At 60.7% G+C, this 18,765-nt stretch carries 14 protein-coding genes and 1 pseudogene; 10 read left to right on the top strand and 5 right to left on the bottom strand.

The genetic code is table 11. From position 1 onward, the window contains the following. Positions 1 to 145 precede the first annotated feature (145 nt). The 5 genes from OKW98_RS06405 to edd all read right to left on the bottom strand — a co-directional run bounded on the left by OKW98_RS06405 (position 146) and on the right by edd (position 6,885). A complete protein-coding gene (locus tag OKW98_RS06405; protein ID WP_265388423.1) occupies positions 146 to 1,432 on the bottom strand; it encodes an ABC transporter substrate-binding protein in 1,287 nt (428 codons plus the stop codon). A gap of 252 nt (positions 1,433 to 1,684) precedes the next feature. Continuing rightward, complete coding sequence (locus tag OKW98_RS06400; RefSeq protein WP_322114180.1) at positions 1,685 to 3,145, bottom strand: ATP-binding protein; 1,461 nt, start codon at positions 3,143 to 3,145, stop codon at positions 1,685 to 1,687. Between the two features lie 6 nt (positions 3,146 to 3,151). Further along, complete coding sequence (locus tag OKW98_RS06395) at positions 3,152 to 3,889, bottom strand: response regulator (RefSeq protein WP_265388422.1); 738 nt, start codon at positions 3,887 to 3,889, stop codon at positions 3,152 to 3,154. A 207-nt stretch (positions 3,890 to 4,096) separates the two neighbouring features. Beyond that, positions 4,097 to 5,050 carry a glucokinase gene (locus OKW98_RS06390; RefSeq protein WP_416148431.1) on the bottom strand — a complete coding sequence of 318 codons (954 nt, stop codon included), beginning with the start codon at positions 5,048 to 5,050 and terminating at the stop codon, positions 4,097 to 4,099. Positions 5,051 to 5,058: 8 nt separating this feature from the next. Next, positions 5,059 to 6,885, bottom strand: a complete 1,827-nt coding sequence (edd, locus tag OKW98_RS06385; protein WP_265388420.1) for a phosphogluconate dehydratase — start codon at positions 6,883 to 6,885, stop codon at positions 5,059 to 5,061. Between the two features lie 235 nt (positions 6,886 to 7,120). Here edd and gap point away from each other — a divergent pair, with 235 nt between their 5' ends. The 10 genes and pseudogenes from gap (at position 7,121) to gcvP (ending at position 18,715) form a co-directional block, all read left to right on the top strand. Continuing rightward, complete coding sequence (gene gap, locus OKW98_RS06380) at positions 7,121 to 8,122, top strand: type I glyceraldehyde-3-phosphate dehydrogenase (protein WP_265388419.1); 1,002 nt, start codon at positions 7,121 to 7,123, stop codon at positions 8,120 to 8,122. A gap of 221 nt (positions 8,123 to 8,343) precedes the next feature. Further along, positions 8,344 to 8,859, top strand: coding sequence for an RNA polymerase sigma factor (locus OKW98_RS06375; protein WP_265388418.1), 516 nt, complete (start codon positions 8,344 to 8,346; stop codon positions 8,857 to 8,859). Between the two features lie 80 nt (positions 8,860 to 8,939). After that, the gene (locus OKW98_RS06370) at positions 8,940 to 9,191 is read left to right on the top strand and encodes a FecR/PupR family sigma factor regulator (RefSeq protein ID WP_265388417.1); all 252 of its coding nucleotides are present in this window, start codon (positions 8,940 to 8,942) and stop codon (positions 9,189 to 9,191) included. Between the two features lie 314 nt (positions 9,192 to 9,505). Continuing rightward, positions 9,506 to 11,724: pseudogene (locus OKW98_RS06365) on the top strand (TonB-dependent hemoglobin/transferrin/lactoferrin family receptor); the annotation flags it as partial. A gap of 89 nt (positions 11,725 to 11,813) precedes the next feature. Then, complete coding sequence (locus OKW98_RS06360; protein WP_265388416.1) at positions 11,814 to 12,413, top strand: biliverdin-producing heme oxygenase; 600 nt, start codon at positions 11,814 to 11,816, stop codon at positions 12,411 to 12,413. Positions 12,414 to 12,507: 94 nt separating this feature from the next. Then, positions 12,508 to 12,912 carry a YbaN family protein gene (locus tag OKW98_RS06355; RefSeq protein WP_265388415.1) on the top strand — a complete coding sequence of 135 codons (405 nt, stop codon included), beginning with the start codon at positions 12,508 to 12,510 and terminating at the stop codon, positions 12,910 to 12,912. A gap of 183 nt (positions 12,913 to 13,095) precedes the next feature. Next, complete coding sequence (locus OKW98_RS06350) at positions 13,096 to 13,446, top strand: DUF5064 family protein (protein ID WP_265388414.1); 351 nt, start codon at positions 13,096 to 13,098, stop codon at positions 13,444 to 13,446. An 85-nt stretch (positions 13,447 to 13,531) separates the two neighbouring features. Beyond that, positions 13,532 to 15,040, top strand: coding sequence for a sigma-54-dependent transcriptional regulator (locus OKW98_RS06345; protein ID WP_265388413.1), 1,509 nt, complete (start codon positions 13,532 to 13,534; stop codon positions 15,038 to 15,040). A gap of 422 nt (positions 15,041 to 15,462) precedes the next feature. Further along, on the top strand, positions 15,463 to 15,846 hold the full coding sequence (gene gcvH, locus OKW98_RS06340; protein WP_265388412.1) for a glycine cleavage system protein GcvH: 384 nt from the start codon (positions 15,463 to 15,465) through the stop codon (positions 15,844 to 15,846). A 10-nt stretch (positions 15,847 to 15,856) separates the two neighbouring features. Beyond that, positions 15,857 to 18,715 carry an aminomethyl-transferring glycine dehydrogenase gene (gene gcvP, locus OKW98_RS06335; RefSeq protein ID WP_265388411.1) on the top strand — a complete coding sequence of 953 codons (2,859 nt, stop codon included), beginning with the start codon at positions 15,857 to 15,859 and terminating at the stop codon, positions 18,713 to 18,715. The last annotated feature ends 50 nt before the right edge of the window (positions 18,716 to 18,765 follow it).

Here is an 18,765-nt window from a genome sequence, read left to right as displayed (position 1 = left end):
AAAAATGAAGAGTGCGAGCGCGGCATCTGTAGGAGCGACCGGGGTGGCGATCCACCTTGCTCGCGAATACGGTGTGTCAGACGTGTATTGACTGACACACCGCAATCGCGGGCAAGCGCGCTCCTACAGACCTGCCGGCTACGCGCTATTTAGCAGACTTGATCGCAGCGCCCAACTTCTTCGCCGCGTCGGCCGGATCAGCTTTCGGGTCGTTAATGTAGTTGGTCACGACATCAAAGAACGCACCTTGCACGGCCAGCGTTGTGGCCATGTTGTGCGCCATGCTTGGCTGCAGGCCGCCGGTTTTGGCGTCCGCCAGGAAATCCTTGGCAGCGGTCTGGGCGCACGAGTCGAAACCGTACTTGCCCATGTCAGCCAGCATGTCGTTGCGAACCGGGATCGAGCCTTTGTTGATGCTGAAGACTTTCTGGAAGTTTTCACCCAGCACGATTTTGGCGATGTCCTGCTGACCGGCAGCAGTGCCCGCGTCCTTCTGCTTGAACACCGCCAGAGAGTCGATGTTGTAGGTGAACGCCTTGTCGGTGCCCGGGAACGCTACGCACTCGTAGTCTTTGCCAGCGACCTTCTTGGCGGCGGTCCATTCGCTCTTGGCCCAGTCACCCATGATCTGCATGCCGGCCTTGCCGTTGATGACTTTGGCGGCTTCCAGGTTCCAGTCCTGACCTTTGCCGTCGACATCCATGTAGGTGGCGACTTTCTTCAGTTCGGTCAGCGACTTGACCATTTCAGGACCGGTCAGCGCAGCATTGTCGAGGTCGACCAGTGCCTTCTTGTAACCGTCAGCGCCCATGACAGAGAGGACGACGGCTTCAAAAACGGTGCTGTCCTGCCAAGGCTGGCCGCCGTGGGCCAGAGGGATGAAGCCTGCCGCTTTGAGCTTGTCGCCCGCTGCGTAGAATTCTTCGAGGGTGGTGGGGGCTTTTTCGATACCGGCTTTCTTGAAGACTTCCGGGTTGATCCACAGCCAGTTGACGCGGTGGATGTTCACCGGCACGGCAACGTAATCACCTTCGTACTTCACGGTATCGGAGACTTTCTTGTCCAGCAGGCTGTCCCACTTCTCCTCTTTGGAGACGGTTTTCAGCACGTCGGTATCAAGCAGGCCGGTGGAGGCCCATTCCTGAATGTCCGGACCTTTGATTTGCGCAACGCCAGGCGGGTTGCCAGCAACGGCGCGACTCTTGAGAACGGTCATTGCGGTAGCACCGCCGCCGCCTGCGACAGCGCCGTCTTTCCAGGTGAAACCGTCTTTTTCAACTTGAGCCTTGAGCACATCGACAGCGGCTTTTTCGCCACCGGACGTCCACCAGTGCACGACTTCGACAGTGCCTTTGGCATCAGCCGCCATGGCGCTCAGAGGGAACAACGAGGCGAGGGAAATAAGTGCAGCGAGACGGGAAATCGAATTCATATCTGACCTTTCTTGTTGTTATGCATGAGCAAGTCGTGGCGCTTGCGCTGCGTGGATTCTAACCAAGGGCCCAGAGCGGACGGTAACGAAGGGATGCGCAATTGTCACAACCCTGTGACATTCCTGAAACGACTCAGCCCACTGTTGGAGCGCGCTTGCCCGCGAAAATTTTTTCCAGCAACACAAGAGGTGTTGAATGGGCTGCCGCCATCGCGGGCAAGCGCGCTCCTACTGGGGAGATCCGGCGCCGGATCACTCCAATCCACGCGGCAGATACAGCGTCACCCGCAACCCGCCCTCGCGGATGTTTTGCAACGTCACTTCGCCACCATGGCTATGGGCAATATTGCGCGCGATTCCGAGCCCCAAACCGTAGCCCTGCTGGTGTTTGCCGGCCAGCCGGAAGTGCGGCTCGAAAACTTGTTCCATTCGCTGCTCCGGCACACCCGGGCCCTCGTCTTCGACGTGCAGAATGAACGCATCGGCGTCGTCTTCAACGAACAGGTGCGCACGGTCGCCGTATTTGATCGCGTTATCGATCAGGTTGCCCATGCAGCGGCGCAGCGCCAGGGGCTTGCCGTAGTACATCGACATCGCCTTGCCCTGCAACGTGACACGGCCCCCGCCGTCGGGGGCGAGATACGGTTCGATCAGGCAATCCAGCGCGTGATTGAGGTCGACCGGCTCGATGTTCTCGTGAATGTCGGTGTCCTTCACACACTGCAACGCGCCTTTGACCAGCAGCTCCAGCTCATCCAGGTCGCGGGTGAATTTGGCCTGCATCTGTTCGTCTTCGAGCAGTTCGACGCGCAGCCGCAGACGGGTGATCGGGGTGCGCAGGTCGTGGGAAATCGCACTGAATAATTGGCCGCGCTCGGTCAGATATCGGCTGATGCGGTCGCGCATGGTGTTGAACGCGCGGGTCACTTCCACCACTTCACTGCCACCGCCCTCCACCACCGGCTCGACGTCGGCACCCAACGACAGATCCCGCGCAGCATGGGCCAGACGCTTGAGCGGACCGCTCTGCCAGTGCACCAACAGGCCGATGAAGACCAGCAGAAAAACACTCGTCAGGGCGATGAACCAGACCTGCTGAGACGGCAGACCTTCCGCTTCGAGCATGGTGTAGGGCTCAGGCAGCAGCGAGGCGATGTACAGCCATTCGCCGGGCGACAGCTCGATCTGCGTCACCAGCACGGGCGGGTTCACCGGTTCGAGGGTCAGCGCGTAATGGGCCCACGAACGTGGGAGTTCGTCGAGCCTCAAGCCGCTGTTAAAGATGCGCAGGTCTTCTGGACGCACGAAGCGCACGAGGATATCCGGATCGGCGCCGAGGTTTTGCCGCAGCACCTGGCCGACCATATCAATCACCGCCGTCTTGCGCACGGTAGGCTCAAGCACCTGCATGTCCAGCGGACGATCGTTGAGCGAGACGAAGAAACGCGTGCCACCCATGCTGCGCAGTTGATCAAGGACCAACGGCCGAAACGCGACAGGCAGCGAGCGGAAATAACTCACGCTCGCCGCCATGGAGAAACCCAGACTGCGGGCACTGGTGACCAGGCCTTCCATCTGCGTGGCGCGCAGTTGCGAGAGCCAGATCAGGCTGGACAGGGTTTGCGCCAGCAACACGGCGAACAAGGTCAGCAGCAACATGCGCCCGAGCAGCGAGCGCGGCACCGGCAAGCGGCGTTTCTTGTCGGTCACCATCAAGGACTAGTAACCGTTGCCGGCTTGGGGCAGCACATTGGCTGCCAACAGATAACCGCTGCCTCGTACGGTGCGGATCAACCGTGGCGCCTTGCCAGTGTCACGCAAACGCTGACGCAGGCGGCTCACCGCCATGTCGACGATGCGCTCCAGCGGCATCAGTTCACGACCACGGGTGGCGTTGCCGATGGTGTCGCGATCGAGAATCTGTTGGGGGTTGTCGAGGAACAGTTTGAGCAGCGCGAAATCGGCGCCCGACAAAATCACCTCTTCGCCATCGTTGTGAAACAGCCGGTGACTGACCATGTCCAGCCGCCATTCATCGAACACCAGCACTTCACCGCCGCTGCGCTCCTGGCCGAACTGGGCACGACGCAACAGCGCCTTGATCCGGGCCTGAAGTTCTCGAGGGCTGAAGGGCTTGGCCATGTAGTCATCGGCGCCGAGCTCCAGACCGATGACCCGATCGGCCTCGTCGGAGCTGGCGGTGAGCATGATGATGGGAATATGCGGCTGACGCGGATGCTGCCTGACCCAGCGACACAGGCTGAAGCCGTCTTCATCGGGGAGCATAACGTCGAGGATCAGCAGGTCGCTGGCCTCTTCGTTGAATGCCTGACGAAACTCGGCCCCATTGCCGACCGTGCGCACCTGAAAACCGGAACGGCTCAGGTAGGCTTGCAGCAACTCGCAAATCTCCTGGTCATCGTCGACCACCAGAATCGATTTACTGACAGCGTTCACATGGTCGTCCTTGTGAGCAATGGATTGTTGTTATAGGCACAAATAACACATCGGCCTGACGATCGGCTTCGCCAGTGAGCCGGTTGCCACGAAATCCATGGCAGGCATGAACCCTGTAGGAGCGCGCTTGCCCGCGATGACGTCAGCCAATCCAACACATCTGGGTTGCCGGAACTATTATTCGCGGGCAAGCGCGCTCCTACATGTCTAGCCCTGCGCGATCAGGGACTGATCCAGCGCCACGCCTGCGCCCATCAGGCCGGGGTATTCGGCCGTGACCAGCCAGACCGGCACGTCATTGAAATAATCCTTCATCAATCCCTTCTCGGCGAACGCCTTGTTGAAGCCGCTCTGCATGAAGAAATCAACGAACCGGGGAATCACGCCACCGGCAATATACACGCCGCCGCGTCCGCCGACAGTCAGTACGTTGTTGCCTGCCACGCGCCCGAGGAATACACAGAACTGCTCCAGCACTGCGCTGGCGACAGGGTCACCCTTGAGCGCCGCCGAGGTAATGGCCGCAGGGGATTTGAGTTCAGGCTCGATCTCGTCCAGTCCGCAGCTGACTTGATACAGCAGCAACAGCCCGGCGCCACTCAGAATCGTCTCGGCGCTGACGTGCTCGTGGGTTGCCATCAAGCGCATCCACAGCAGGGCTTCGCGAGGCGTGCCGATCGGCAGATCAACGTGACCGCCCTCGCCCGGCACGGCGGACCAACGCGCTTCACCGGTGCGAATCAGCGTACCGACCCCAAGCCCGGTGCCAGGCCCTATCACCACCCGCGCACCGTGAGGATCGCCTTTGCCATGACGCACGGTCAGGTACTCGTCGTCTTTCAGGCGGGTCATGCCCAGGGCCATGGCAGTGAAGTCGTTGACCAGGATCAGGTGGTCGATCTTCAGCTCGGCGCAGAACGCCTGCCGGTTGATCTTCCAGTGGCTGTTGGTGAAGTGGAAATCGTCGCCGGTCACCGGCCCGGCCACGGCCAGGCAAAGGGAGGTGACATCACCGCGCTGCAACTCCAGGTCCTGCAGATAGACCGTCAGGGCCTTTTCAGGACTGGCGTAATCGACCGTCGCGAACACGCGAATCGAATGCAACTGGTCGTCTTCCCAAATGGCAAACCGCGCATTTGTGCCGCCGATATCACCCACCATCGCCAATGTCACTTGAGCGTCTCCAGATTCGAAGTAAAGGCGCTGGCGCCCTTCTCTGCCGAGCTGAAGGCCATGCGCATGAAGCCGAACAGTTCGCGCCCGCTGCCCACGTTGTGTGACAAGCGACCGATTGCCGGCTCTCTGGCGGCCAATTCTGCCGGTTCGACCAGAACTTGCAACGTTCCTTTCACGCCATCGACACGAATGAGATCCCCGTCACGCACCAACGCCAGCGGCCCGCCGTCGGAGGCTTCCGGGCAAACGTGAATCGCCGCCGGGATTTTCCCGGACGCCCCAGACATACGCCCGTCAGTAATGAGCGCCACCTTGAAACCACGGTCCTGCAGCACGCCCAGGAACGGCGTCATCTTGTGCAGCTCCGGCATGCCGTTGGAGCGCGGGCCCTGGAAACGCATCACCGCGACAAAGTCGCACTCCAGCTCACCGGCCTTGAAGGCGTCGGCGAGGTCTTGCTGGTCTTCGAACACTTTGGCGGGGGCTTCGACGATCTGGTGCTCCAGCGCAACGGCGGAGACTTTCATCACGCCACGGCCCAGGTTGCCTTCCATGACCCGCAGGCCGCCTTCGGCCGAGAACGGACGCGCGATGGGGCGCAGGACGTTTTCGTCGAGGCTTTCGATCGGGCCATCGCGCCACACCAGTTTGCCTTCTTCCAGGAACGGCTCTTGGATGTAGCGACGCAGGCCACGGCCCATCACCGTGTTGACGTCTTCGTGCATCAAGCCTGCATCAAGCAGCTCACGAATCAGGAACGACATACCGCCGGCGGCCTGGAAGTGGTTGATGTCGGCTTTGCCGTTCGGGTAGACGTGGGACAGGGTCGGCACCACTTCAGACAGATCGGCCATGTCCTGCCAGGTCAGCTGAATGCCCGCGCACTGGGCAATCGCCGGCATGTGCAGCGTGTGGTTGGTGGAACCGCCCGTCGCGTGCAGGGCAACAATCGAGTTGACCAGCGAACGTTCGTCCACAATCTCTCCGAGAGGGATGAAGTCGCCGCTTTGTTTGGTCAGACGCGTGACCTGGAACGCCGCCTCGCGTGTCAGGGCATCGCGTAGCGGCGTGTAGGGATTGACGAAAGAGGCGCCCGGAAGATGCAGACCCATGACTTCCATAATCAACTGGTTGGTGTTCGCCGTGCCGTAGAACGTGCAGGTGCCCGGGCCGTGGTAGGACTTCATTTCCGAATCCAGCAGCTCTTCACGGGTGGCTTTGCCTTCGGCGTAGCGCTGACGCACGTCGGCTTTCTCCTTGTTAGAGATACCCGAGACCATCGGCCCGCCCGGCACGAAGATCGTCGGCAGATGACCAAAGCGCAGCGAGCCCATCAGCAAGCCCGGAACGATCTTGTCGCAGATGCCCAGCATCAGCGCGCCGTCGAACATGTTGTGGGACAAGGCCACCGCCGTTGCCATCGCAATGACTTCTCGGCTGGCGATACTCAACTCCATGCCCGGCTCGCCCTGGGTGACGCCGTCACACATGGCCGGAACGCCACCGGCAAACTGCCCCACCGAGCCGATTTCACGCAGCGCTTTTTTGATCTGTTCGGGGAAGTGTTCGTACGGCTGATGCGCGGAGAGCATGTCGTTGTAGGAAGAGACAATGGCGATGTTGGCCGCATTCATCATGCGCAGGCTGTTCTTGTCTTCGGGACCACATGCCGCGACGCCGTGGGCGAAGTTGGCACATTGCAGCTTGCCACGCATCGGCCCGTCGCTCGCCGCACCCCGGATCAATTGCAGGTAGCGTTGACGGGTTTCACGGCTGCGAGCAATCAGCCGTTCGGTTACCTCAAGGACGCGGGGATGCATGTCATGGACTCCAGGCTAGCGGATGTTGTCACCCGTTCAGGCGCTTTCACCAGGCTGCGATCAAATCCGGTACTCAGACGAGAGCGGCGGCAAGCATTTGATTTTCAGCCAGTTGTGACGGCCAGACGGGTTTCTATTTGTAGATAAAACAAAATACTGCCACTAAAAGGGGTTGTTTTCTATTTTTATGAGAATAATCTTGTAATTCCAACAACAAATTCCTGAGGACGGGTGTATGACTCTCCGCATCGCAATCAATGGCTTTGGCCGAATCGGCCGCAACGTCCTACGCGCACTTTATACCCAAGGTTACCGTCAGGACCTGCAAGTCGTCGCCATCAATGACCTGGGCGACAGCGAGATCAACGCCCACCTCCTGAAATTCGACACAGTGCACGGGCAATTCGACGGCACCGTTGAACACGATCAGGAAAGCCTGACCGTTAATGGTGACCGAATTGCAGTCAGCGCCATTCGCAACCCGGCCGAGCTGCCGTGGAAATCCCTGAACATCGACGTGGTGTTCGAATGCACCGGCTTGTTCACGGATCGCACCAAGGCGGCCGCGCACATCACCGCCGGCGCCAAGAAAGTGATTATTTCAGCACCGGCCAAAGGCGCCGATGCGACGATCGTTTACGGCGTTAACCATGACGTGCTGCGCCAGTCCCATCAGGTCATCTCCAACGCATCCTGTACGACCAACTGCCTGGCGCCGGTCGCCCAGGTGCTGCACCGTGAGTTGGGCATCGAGAGCGGCCTGATGACCACCATCCACGCCTACACCAACGACCAGAACCTGATCGACGTCTACCACACCGATCCGTACCGCGCGCGTTCGGCGACTCAGTCGATGATCCCGAGCAAGACCGGCGCTGCCGAAGCGGTAGGTCTGGTGCTGCCGGAACTGGCGGGCAAGCTGACCGGCATGGCCGTGCGTGTGCCGGTGATCAACGTGTCGCTGGTCGACCTGACCATTCAGCTCAAGCGCGACGCGACGGCCGAAGAGGTCAACGCGATCATGAAGGAAGCGGCGCAGCATTCGAAGATCCTCGGCTACAACACCCTGCCGCTGGTTTCCCACGACTTCAATCACAACCCGCTGTCGTCGATCTTCGACGCGAACCACACCAAAGTCAGCGGTCGCCTGCTGAAGGTACTGGCGTGGTACGACAACGAATGGGGCTTCTCCAACCGCATGCTGGATAACTGCCTGGCGTTGATGAATGCCGAGTAAGTAACGGAATCAACCTATGTAGGAGCGGGCTTGCTCGCGAAGACGGACTCCAAGCCGCTGGATAGTCAGCGGATGCACCCATCTCTTCGCGATCAAACTCCCTCCCTCAGTAATGATCGCCGTCCCCATGCACCGCCCTTACAATCTGTGCAAATCCCTGCCTTGACCGGACCTCTAGATGATAAGCATTATCATCTGATGAATTCTGGTCGGGTGTCCCCGTGACTCAGTCGCACTTCAATACTGTCTTTCTCGCCCGACGAACCATGCTGTTGCGCACGCTTCAGCGCATGGTCCGCAGCCACACCACCGCTGAAGACCTGCTCCAGGAAACTTACCTGCGTGTCACCCGCGCGCTCAACGAGCGGGCCATCGAGCACCTCGAACCCTTCGTCTTCCAGACCGCGCGCAATCTGGCGCTGGATCATCTGCGTGCCAGACGTATTCACGCGCGCACCATCATCGACGATGCGCCCATAAGCGACATCCACAATGTCGTCGCCCCCGAATCCGCGCTGGAGGATGCTGCCCACGCCAACCGGCTGCTGGAAAGCCTCAGCGCGAGCCTGGAAACCCTGACGCCCCGGCAGCAGAAAATCTTTACCCTCAGTCGGCTCCACGGCGCGAGTTATCTGGAGATCGCCGAACAGTTGGAGGTGTCCACCAGCACCGTGCAAAAAGAACTCAAGCTGGTCATGACACTTTGCATGAGTGTGGCCGCACGTCTGGATCGCTGAGTTCCATCCGTAAGAATCGTCAGCTGGTGGTTCAGAGTGACGCTACACTGCCGGCCAAACCGAGGACCCGAGGACGCTGCTTGACGGACGCCCAATCACCCCGCCGCGCTCAAGCCGACGCAGCGCGCGCTGCCGAGACGATGGATCAGGCCCTGACCTGGCTGATCGAACTGGAAATCGCCGATGCGGCAACACACGCGCGATTTCTGGAATGGCTCGAGGCCGATCCTGCCCACAGCGAAGCGTTCGCCAGCGCCGAAGCCGTGTGGCATTCGCAAGCAGTGCTTGATGCAGCAGCGGTGCTGGCTGCGCGGAAAAAAAATAGCGCCTGATGATGCGCTGGCAAGACAGCGGCGCTATTGCTCCACATCTGATGATGTTCAACTGACCCGATTTATTTTTACGCGATAGCCGCATCCCGTTCGTCTAGTCATAGCCAATGCAACTGATTCCTATTTGAATCATCTCGCAACAACTATGACGACCCGCACGACAGGGAGCGCTATCCATGCTGTCCAGTTTCAACCCCGCACCACCCTTCTCGCCCACCACCACTCACCCTTTCGGGCTTTCGCTGCTGACGATCGCCATGTTCGCTGCAGCCCTGCACAGCCCCGCCGTCGCTGCCGCCGAGCAGAGTGATGCGTTGGAACTGGAGCAAATTACAGTCAGTGCCACGCGTCAGGCGCAGTCGGTGGATTCGGTGCCCAGCACGGTGACGGTGCAGGACCGCGCAACGCTGGATCGGCGCAACGTCAACAGCATTCGCGACCTTGACGCGACGAGTCCGGTGTTTCCGTGGGTGGGGCCGGCCAGCGTGCGGGCACCAGCGGCTACAACATTCGTGGCATCGATGGCGACCGGATCCTCACGCAGGTGGACGGCGTCGAAGTGCCGGACAACTTTTTTCAGGGCCCTTTTGCCAACACCCATCGTAATTACGTGGATCCGGAGATCATCAAGCGCGTCGAGATCCTGCGCGGGCCTGCATCGGCGCTGTATGGGAGCAGCGCCATCGGCGGCGCGGTGAGTTATTACACCCTCGACCCCGAGGACATCATCAAGTCGGGGAAGGACGTCGGCGCCCGCCTGAAAACCGGCTACAGCTCGGCGGACAACAGTTGGCTGAATTCGTCTACGGTTGCCGGCCGCGCGGGGGACTTAGACGGCTTGCTGCACGTCAGTCAGCGCAACGGCCACGAAACCGAGTCCTACGGTGAGCATGGCGGCACAGGGCTGTCACGCACGAAGGCCAACCCGGAAGACGCCCGCGCCACCAATGTGCTGGCCAAGCTGGGCTGGAACTACGGCGACAATGATCGTCTGGCGTTCACTTACGAGAAGTACAAGGACGACACCCATACGAATCAGAAGAGTGTGGTGGGCGGGCCTTTCAATGCCGGTGTTGGCTTCGGCTACTACGGTTCACGTGAAGGGAACGACGTTATCACCCGAGAGCGGTTTGGCCTGGAAAACAGCTTTGCGCTGGACAGCGTGTTGGCTGACAACGCCAAGTGGAGCTTGAACTACCAGATTGCCAAGACTGATCAAAATACCTTTGAAAGGTATCTGCCCTCTAACCCCAGAAGCGGGGCGGTTTTGCGAGATGTCTGGCGCACCCGCGACACCCAGTACAAGGAGCGCCAGTGGATCCTCGACGCACAGCTGGATAAAGCGTTCGACATGGGCGACACCCAGCACTTGCTGACGTACGGCACGACCCTCAAGCAACAGAAGGTGACGGGACTTCGGACAGGGTCAGCCACCTGTGCGTCGGTCCTCGGAACCTGCCGCACCGTCGGCGCACCCAGTACCAACCCGCTGGATATCGTTGCACCCACCAATGACTTCCCGAACCCGACGATCACCACCTACGCCTTGTTCGCCCAGGATCAGATCAAGTGGGGCGACTGGACCTTCATGCCCGGCGCCCGCTACGACTACACCACGCTCGAACCAGACGCCACAGATTCATTCCTCAAGAGCGTCAACCTGGCCAGCAAGAGCGAGTTCGACGACAGCACGAAAAAATGGCATCGCCTGTTACCCAAGCTCGGGCTGACGTATGCGTTCAACGACGCCTACACCTGGTACGGCCAGTACGGCGAGGGTTTCCGCACGCCGAGCGCCAAGGCGTTGTATGGCCGCTTCGAGAACACCCGGGGCAATTACGTCGTCGAACCCAATCCCGACCTGAAACCGGAGACCAGCAAAAGCTACGAGACCGGGCTGCGCGGTCACTTCGACGAAGGTACGTTTGATCTCGCGCTGTTCTACAACACGTACCGCGACTTCATTAATGAAGACGCGGTGATTCCAGCCAATTCCACCACCACGACCTTCCAGACCAACAACATCAAGCACGCCACCATCAAGGGCGTCGAGCTCAAGGGTCGTTTGAACCTGGACAGCTTCGGCGCACCCGAAGGCCTCTACACCCGAGGCTCGCTGGCCTATCTGTACGGTCGCAACAACGACACCGGCCAGCCCATCAACAGCATCAACCCGCTGACCGGCGTGCTGGGCCTGGGTTATGACCAGAACACCTACGGCGGCTTGCTGAACTGGACGCTGGTCAAGCGCAAGACGCGGGTCGACGCCAGCAATTACTACGCCCCCGACGGGGCGACCCGGTTCAAGACCCCTGGCTTCGGCCTCGTCGATCTGACGGGCTATTACAAAGTCACTAACGACGTCACGGTCAGCGGCGGTCTGTACAACCTCGCGGACAAAAAATACTGGCTGTGGGATGACGTGCGCGACTACGACAACGTCGGCGAAGCAGGCGCCACCGCCCCCGCCAACCTCGACCGCCTGACCCAGCCAGGACGCAATTTCGCCGTCAACGTGGTGTGGGACATCTGACCGATCCCCGTTGCAGGAGTGTGATTTTTTACGCGCCTGCAACGCTCGTTCCTCTTGTTAACAAGCGCCTCTTTTACAAGGAAGACCCCATGACCGAAAACTCGATTCGTCGCTCGCAACGACTGAACCAGATCACCCACGCCCCCCATGAACAACTGGACAAAGCGGTGAAAGCCAACGCGCCGTTCGAAACACTGGCCAGCTACAGCCGATTCCTCAGCGCCCAATACCTGTTTCAGGAAGAGCTGAAAACGCTGTACACGCACCCGCAGTTGATCGCGTTGATTGCCGATCTGCCCGATCGATGCCGCGCCGAACAGGCCAAGGCTGATCTGCTCGACCTTCAGATTGCCATCCCTGGCCCGGTCGCCGGCGCCGTCGAAGCGCCGAGCCTCGCCGAAGCGCTGGGCTGGCTGTTCGTGTCGGAGGGCTCGAAGCTGGGCGCCGCGTTTCTGATCAAACGCGCCGAGACTTTGAACCTCAGCGAGACCTTCGGCGCCCGTCATCTGGGTGAACCCGCGGGCGGTCGCGCCGAAGGCTGGAAGCGCTTTATCAGAATCATTGACGATCTGCCGCTGAACGCAGAGCAGGAGCGCGAAATAGACCGCGGCGCGGTGGCGGCCTTCGAACGTTTCAACGTGCTGTTGCAACACGCCTACGCTCCAGCGTCTGAAGCGGAACCCGCCTGACACCGGGCCTTTTGCGCTCGGCACTGATAAGCTGAGCGCCTTTTGCGGGACCTGAAAATCCCGCAACACCTGCTCACTCTGCATTACCGAGACCATGACCAGTACCCCACCCGGCAGCAAACTGTCCCGCATCCTGTTTGGCATTCTCGCCTACGTGAGCCTGACCATCGGCATCATCGCGATTTTCATTCCGGGCCTGCCCACCACCGAATTCATTCTGCTGGCGGCCTGGGCGGCGACCCGAAGCTCACCGCGCTTGAGCGCCTGGCTTGAAAACCATCGGCTGTTTGGGCCGATGCTGAGCAACTGGCGAAACGGCAAGATGATTGCGCGCAGGGCCAAGATCAGCGCCACGGTCACCATGCTGATCTGCGCGGTTATGATGCTGGTGGTACTGAAACACAATTGGTGGATCTACTTCGCCGTGGCCGGAATGGTGCTGGTCAATCTGTGGATCTGGTCACGGCCCGAGCCTTCGCGCCTTCAGCCGGAAAAGTGAGGTGTAGGACCGGCTTTAGCCGGGAAGAGGCCGGTTTGAACACTCTCTACTGAGGTATGGCGTCTGACGCTTTCCCGGCTAAAGCCGGTCCCACAAACAGCGCGCGGCATATGAGCCTGAACCCGAGGCGACCCGCAGCGGTCTGTCCTCTTAGGTCCATCACCTTTTCCCGGAGCCATCGCTATGTTCGAGCCAGGTCATCTGCACATCGTCCACCCCGCTCTGCAGCCACACGACGTCGGCTACGACCTTCATATCCGTTACGAAGTCAGCGAGACCGATTCGGGTCCGGGCATGCAGTTCACCCTGGAAGGCGAGATCAGTGGCAAGGCGGTCAACGAAACATTCGAGCTGCCCAAGGACAAGGCCTACAACTTCGCCAGCGAGGCCTCGCGCAGGCTGGAAAAGCATGGCCTGCCAAGAACCACTGACCTGCACGCGATGCACGGGGAATACGACCAGATGTTCGAAGACATCCGTCACAAGCTCGACATGAAGTCAGGTGATCCGGTTAAGCCGGAGCATCTGGAATAACCAGGCGCGCTCAACGGTCTCGGAATAGGCAGTGAGATTACTGGCATAATCGCCCCCCTCACTCCCGCGAACCCTTTCCTTCCCCATGCGCATTCACGTCACGTTCATTGACCGCGTCGGCATCACCCAGGAAGTGCTGGCCATTCTCGGCGCGCGCAACCTGAACCTCGATGCCGTGGAAATGGTGCCGCCCAACGTCTATATCGATGCACCGACGCTGAGCCATGACGTGCTTGAAGAACTCAAGGACCGGCTGTTTCGCGTGCGCGGCGTGGAAGCGATCACGTTGGTCGACATCCTTCCCGGCCAGCGCCGTCATCTGCAACTGGACGCACTCTTGGCGGCAATGACCGACCCGGTACTTGCCCTCGACAGCGCCGGCCATGTGTTGCTGGCCAACCCGGCGCTGGTGGCGTTGTATGGCCGGGAACCGGCGGGCGAGTCGATTGGCGAGCTGTTTTCCGATGCGGGCCTGCAAGCGGCGCTGCTGGAAAACGGCTTTCGCCTGCCACTGCGGGAAGTGACACTGAATGGCGAGGCCTTGCTGCTGGACGCCACACCGATCACCGACGCGGGCGCGCTACTCACCCTTTATCTGCCAAGCCGGATCGGCGAACGCCTGTCGGCACTGCACCACGATCACGCCGAAGGTTTCGACGCGCTGCTGGGCGATTCCGCGCCGATTCGCACCCTCAAGGCGCGGGCGCAACGGGTCGCGGCACTGGATGCGCCACTGTTGATTCAGGGCGAAACCGGTACGGGCAAAGAACTGGTGGCGCGGGCCTGTCATGCGGTGAGCGCGCGCAACGGAGCGCCTTTTCTTGCACTGAACTGCGCGGCGTTGCCGGAGAACCTCGCTGAAAGTGAACTGTTCGGCTACGCCCCCGGCGCCTTTACCGGTGCGCAGCGGGGCGGCAAACCGGGCCTGATGGAGCTCGCCAACAAAGGCACGGTGTTTCTCGACGAGATCGGCGAGATGTCGCCGTACCTGCAAGCCAAACTGCTGCGCTTCCTTAATGACGGCAGCTTTCGCCGGGTCGGCGGCGACAAGGAGGTGAAGGTCAACGTACGCATCCTGAGCGCCACCCACCGTGACCTGGAGAAGATGGTTGCCGAGGGTACCTTCCGCGAAGACCTGTTCTATCGCCTGAACGTCCTCAACCTGGACGTGCCGCCGTTGCGCGAGCGCGGTCAGGACATCCTGATGCTGGCGCGCTATTTCATGGAGCAGGCCTGCACGCAGATTCAGCGACCGGTCTGCCGCCTTGCGCCGACCACCTACCCTGCCCTCCTTGGCAATCGCTGGCCGGGCAACGTGCGTCAGTTGCAGAACGTGATCTTCCGCGCGGCCGCTATCTGCGACAGCTCGCTGGTCGACATCGGCGACCTCGACATCGCCGGTACTTCGGTGGCAAGGGGCAGTGATGGCGAAATCGAAAGCCTTGAAGCGGCGGTCGAGCATTTCGAAAAGTCGCTTCTAGAGAAGCTCTACAGCCAGTACCCCTCAACCCGCCAACTGGCCGCGCGATTACAGACATCCCATACCGCAATTGCCCATCGGCTGCGCAAATACGGTATTCCCGGCAAATCTTAGTACGCAGAACTTTGGGCTCAATGCCGCCTGCATATTCCGCTTGGTCTTGCAGATGGCCATAGGACGGTTTGCTGGCGAATGGGTCTCACATCCACGGATACTTTGACCGCCAACAACGGGTTCGCCAGCAAGCCGGCTCCTACAAATCGCATTCAACGAAGAACCTTGGCACGATATCGAAACACCGTATCGAAATCATTCCGCTCGCTCAACGTCGATACCCGGTGCCGCGGCCCTAGGCTCAGTCCACCCATGCCCTCAAGTCGCGTATTGATTTCGTTCCAGTCGTTTTCAATCCACCCACCGCGCCTGTCGCCACAGCCCAACGTTTAAGGGCCCTTCCCCACCTTGGCCGCAAACTTGCTATGCACTCCCCCATCACGCCCGGGCATAACGGGCGATTTATCATCTGGGGAGATTTCATGAGCGAGTTGCGTTTTACCGAAGACCACGAGTGGCTGCGCGCCGAAGCTGACGGCAGCGTCACAGTCGGCATCACCGCCTTTGCGCAGGACGCACTGGGTGACGTGGTTTTCGTGCAACTGCCGGAGCTGCAGTCCTACGACAAAGGCGCCGAAGCGGCCACCGTCGAATCGGTAAAAGCCGCCAGCGGCGTGTACATGCCCCTCGATGGCGACGTCGTCGAAACCAACCCGGTGCTGGACGCCAACCCCGAACTGGTCAACGAAGACCCGCTCGGCCAGGGCTGGTTCTTTCGCTTTATTCCTTCCAATCCCGATGCTGTCGGCCAACTGCTGACCCAAGACGCCTATGATCGTCTGATCAAAGCCAACGCCGAAGCCTGAGGAGCGCGCAATGACTGATCGTATTGAATTGAGCACCGCCAACGAGTTCATCGCCCGCCACATCGGCCCGCGTGCCGCTGACGAAAAAGCCATGCTCACCATGCTGGGCTATGACTCCGTTGACGCGTTGACCGCCAGCGTCATCCCTGAATCCATCAAGGGCACCAGCGTTCTCGGCTTGTCCGCCGGGCAAAGCGAAGCCGACGCGCTGGCCGACATCAAAGCGATTGCCGGCAAGAATCAGCTGTTCAAGACGTACATCGGCCAGGGTTACTACAACACCCACACGCCGGCGCCGATCCTGCGCAACCTGCTGGAAAACCCGGCGTGGTACACCGCTTACACGCCGTATCAGCCGGAGATTTCCCAAGGCCGTCTGGAGTCCCTGCTGAACTTCCAGACCCTGATCAGTGACCTGACCGGCCTGCCGATTGCCAACGCCTCGCTCCTCGACGAAGCCACTGCCGCCGCCGAAGCCATGACCTTCTGCAAACGCCTGAGCAAGAACAAAAGCAGCAATAAGTTCTTCGCCTCCGCCCACTGCCACCCGCAGACCCTCGACGTGCTGCAAACCCGCGCCGAGCCGCTGGGCATTGAAGTGGTCGTCGCGGACGAAGCGCAACTGACCGACGTCAGCGAGTTCTTCGGCGCGCTGCTGCAATACCCCGCCAGCAGTGGCGACGTGTTCGACTATCGCGAGTTGGTCGAGCGCTTCCATGCCGCCAACGCCTTGGTCGCCGTGGCGGCCGATCTGCTGGCCCTGACCCTGCTCACCCCGCCCGGCGAATTTGGCGCTGACGTGGCCATCGGCAGTGCGCAGCGCTTCGGCGTGCCGCTGGGTTTCGGTGGTCCGCACGCAGCCTACTTCTCGACCCGCGACGCCTATAAGCGCGACATGCCCGGCCGACTGGTCGGTGTGTCCATCGACCGCTTCGGCAAGACCGCCCTGCGTCTGGCCATGCAAACCCGCGAACAACACATTCGTCGCGAGAAGGCCACCAGCAACATCTGCACCGCGCAGGTGCTGCTCGCCAACATCGCCAGCATGTACGCCGTGTACCACGGGCCGCGCGGCCTGACCCGAATCGCCAACCGCGTACATCACCTGACCGCGATTTTCGCCCAGGGCCTGACCCAACTGGGCTTGAAGGCCGAGCAGTCGTTCTTTTTCGACAGCATCACCCTGAAAACCGGCGCCAAGACCGCCGATTTGCACGCCAAAGCGCGCGCTCACGAGATCAACTTGCGTGAAGTAGACGCCGAGCGCCTGGGCGTTTCGCTGGACGAAACCACCAAGCAAGCCGACGTCGAAGTGCTGTGGTCCCTCTTCGCAGGCGAAGGCCAGGCCCGGCCTGATTTCGCCGCGCTGGCAGACAGCGTCGAAACGCGCCTGCCTGCCGAGCTGAAGCGCCAGTCGGCGATACTCAGCCACCCAGTGTTCAACCGCTACCACTCCGAAACCGAGCTGATGCGCTACCTGCGTCGCCTCGCGGACAAGGACTTGGCGCTGGACCGCACGATGATCCCGCTGGGCTCGTGCACCATGAAACTCAACGCCGCCAGCGAAATGATTCCGGTGACATGGGCCGAATTCGGCAACCTGCACCCGTTTGCCCCGGCCGAGCAAAGCGCCGGTTATCAGCAACTGACCGACGAACTGGAAGCGATGCTCTGCGCCGCCACCGGCTATGACGCGATCTCTCTGCAGCCGAACGCTGGCTCTCAGGGTGAATACGCGGGCCTCCTGGCGATCCGCGCTTATCATCAGAGCCGCGGTGATGAGCGTCGCGACATTTGCCTGATTCCGTCATCGGCCCACGGCACCAACCCCGCCACGGCCAACATGGCCGGTATGCGCGTGGTCGTGACCGCTTGCGACGCACGCGGCAACGTTGATATCGAAGACCTGCGCGCCAAGGCCATCGAGCACCGCGAACACCTCGCCGCGCTGATGATCACCTACCCGTCGACCCACGGCGTGTTCGAAGAAGGCATCCGCGAAATCTGCGCCATCGTTCATGACAACGGCGGCCAGGTGTACATCGACGGCGCCAACATGAACGCCATGGTCGGCCTCTGCGCACCGGGCAAGTTTGGTGGCGACGTGTCTCACCTCAATCTGCACAAAACCTTCTGCATCCCCCACGGCGGCGGCGGCCCGGGCGTCGGCCCGATCGGCGTGAAATCGCACCTGGCCGCCTTCATGCCGGGTCACGCCCGAATGGAACGCAAGGAAGGCGCGGTCTGCGCGGCGCCGTTCGGCAGCGCGAGCATCTTGCCGATCACCTGGATGTACATCCGCATGATGGGCGGCGAAGGCCTCAAGCGCGCCTCGCAACTGGCGATCCTCAACGCCAACTACATTTCCCGCCGTCTGGAAGAGCACTACCCCGTGCTCTACACCGGCAGCAACGGCCTGGTCGCCCACGAATGCATTCTCGACCTGCGTCCGCTGAAGGAAACCAGCGGCATCAGTGTTGATGACGTCGCCAAGCGCCTGATCGACTTCGGCTTCCACGCGCCGACCATGTCTTTCCCGGTCGCAGGCACGTTGATGATCGAGCCGACCGAAAGCGAATCGAAAGAGGAGCTGGACCGCTTCTGCGACGCGATGATCAAGATCCGCGAAGAAATCCGCGCGGTCGAAAGCGGCGTGCTGGACAAGGACGACAACCCGCTGAAAAACGCGCCGCACACCGCCGCTGAACTGGTGGGTGAATGGAGCCACCCTTACAGCCGCGAGCAGGCCGTTTACCCGGTGGCGTCGTTGATCGAGAGCAAATACTGGCCACCGGTCGGTCGCGTCGACAACGTGTTCGGCGACCGCAATCTGATCTGCGCCTGCCCGTCCATCGAAGACTACGCTTAACCAAGCCACAAGCTTCAAGCCGCAAGCTACAAGTGAAAGCCGATCAGCTT

The sequence above is a fragment of the Pseudomonas sp. KU26590 genome, from assembly GCF_026153515.1.
GTDB lineage: Bacteria > Pseudomonadota > Gammaproteobacteria > Pseudomonadales > Pseudomonadaceae > Aquipseudomonas.
The sequence above is the reverse complement of the archived record's forward strand: the minus strand, read 5'-3'. Positions and strand labels throughout refer to the sequence as shown.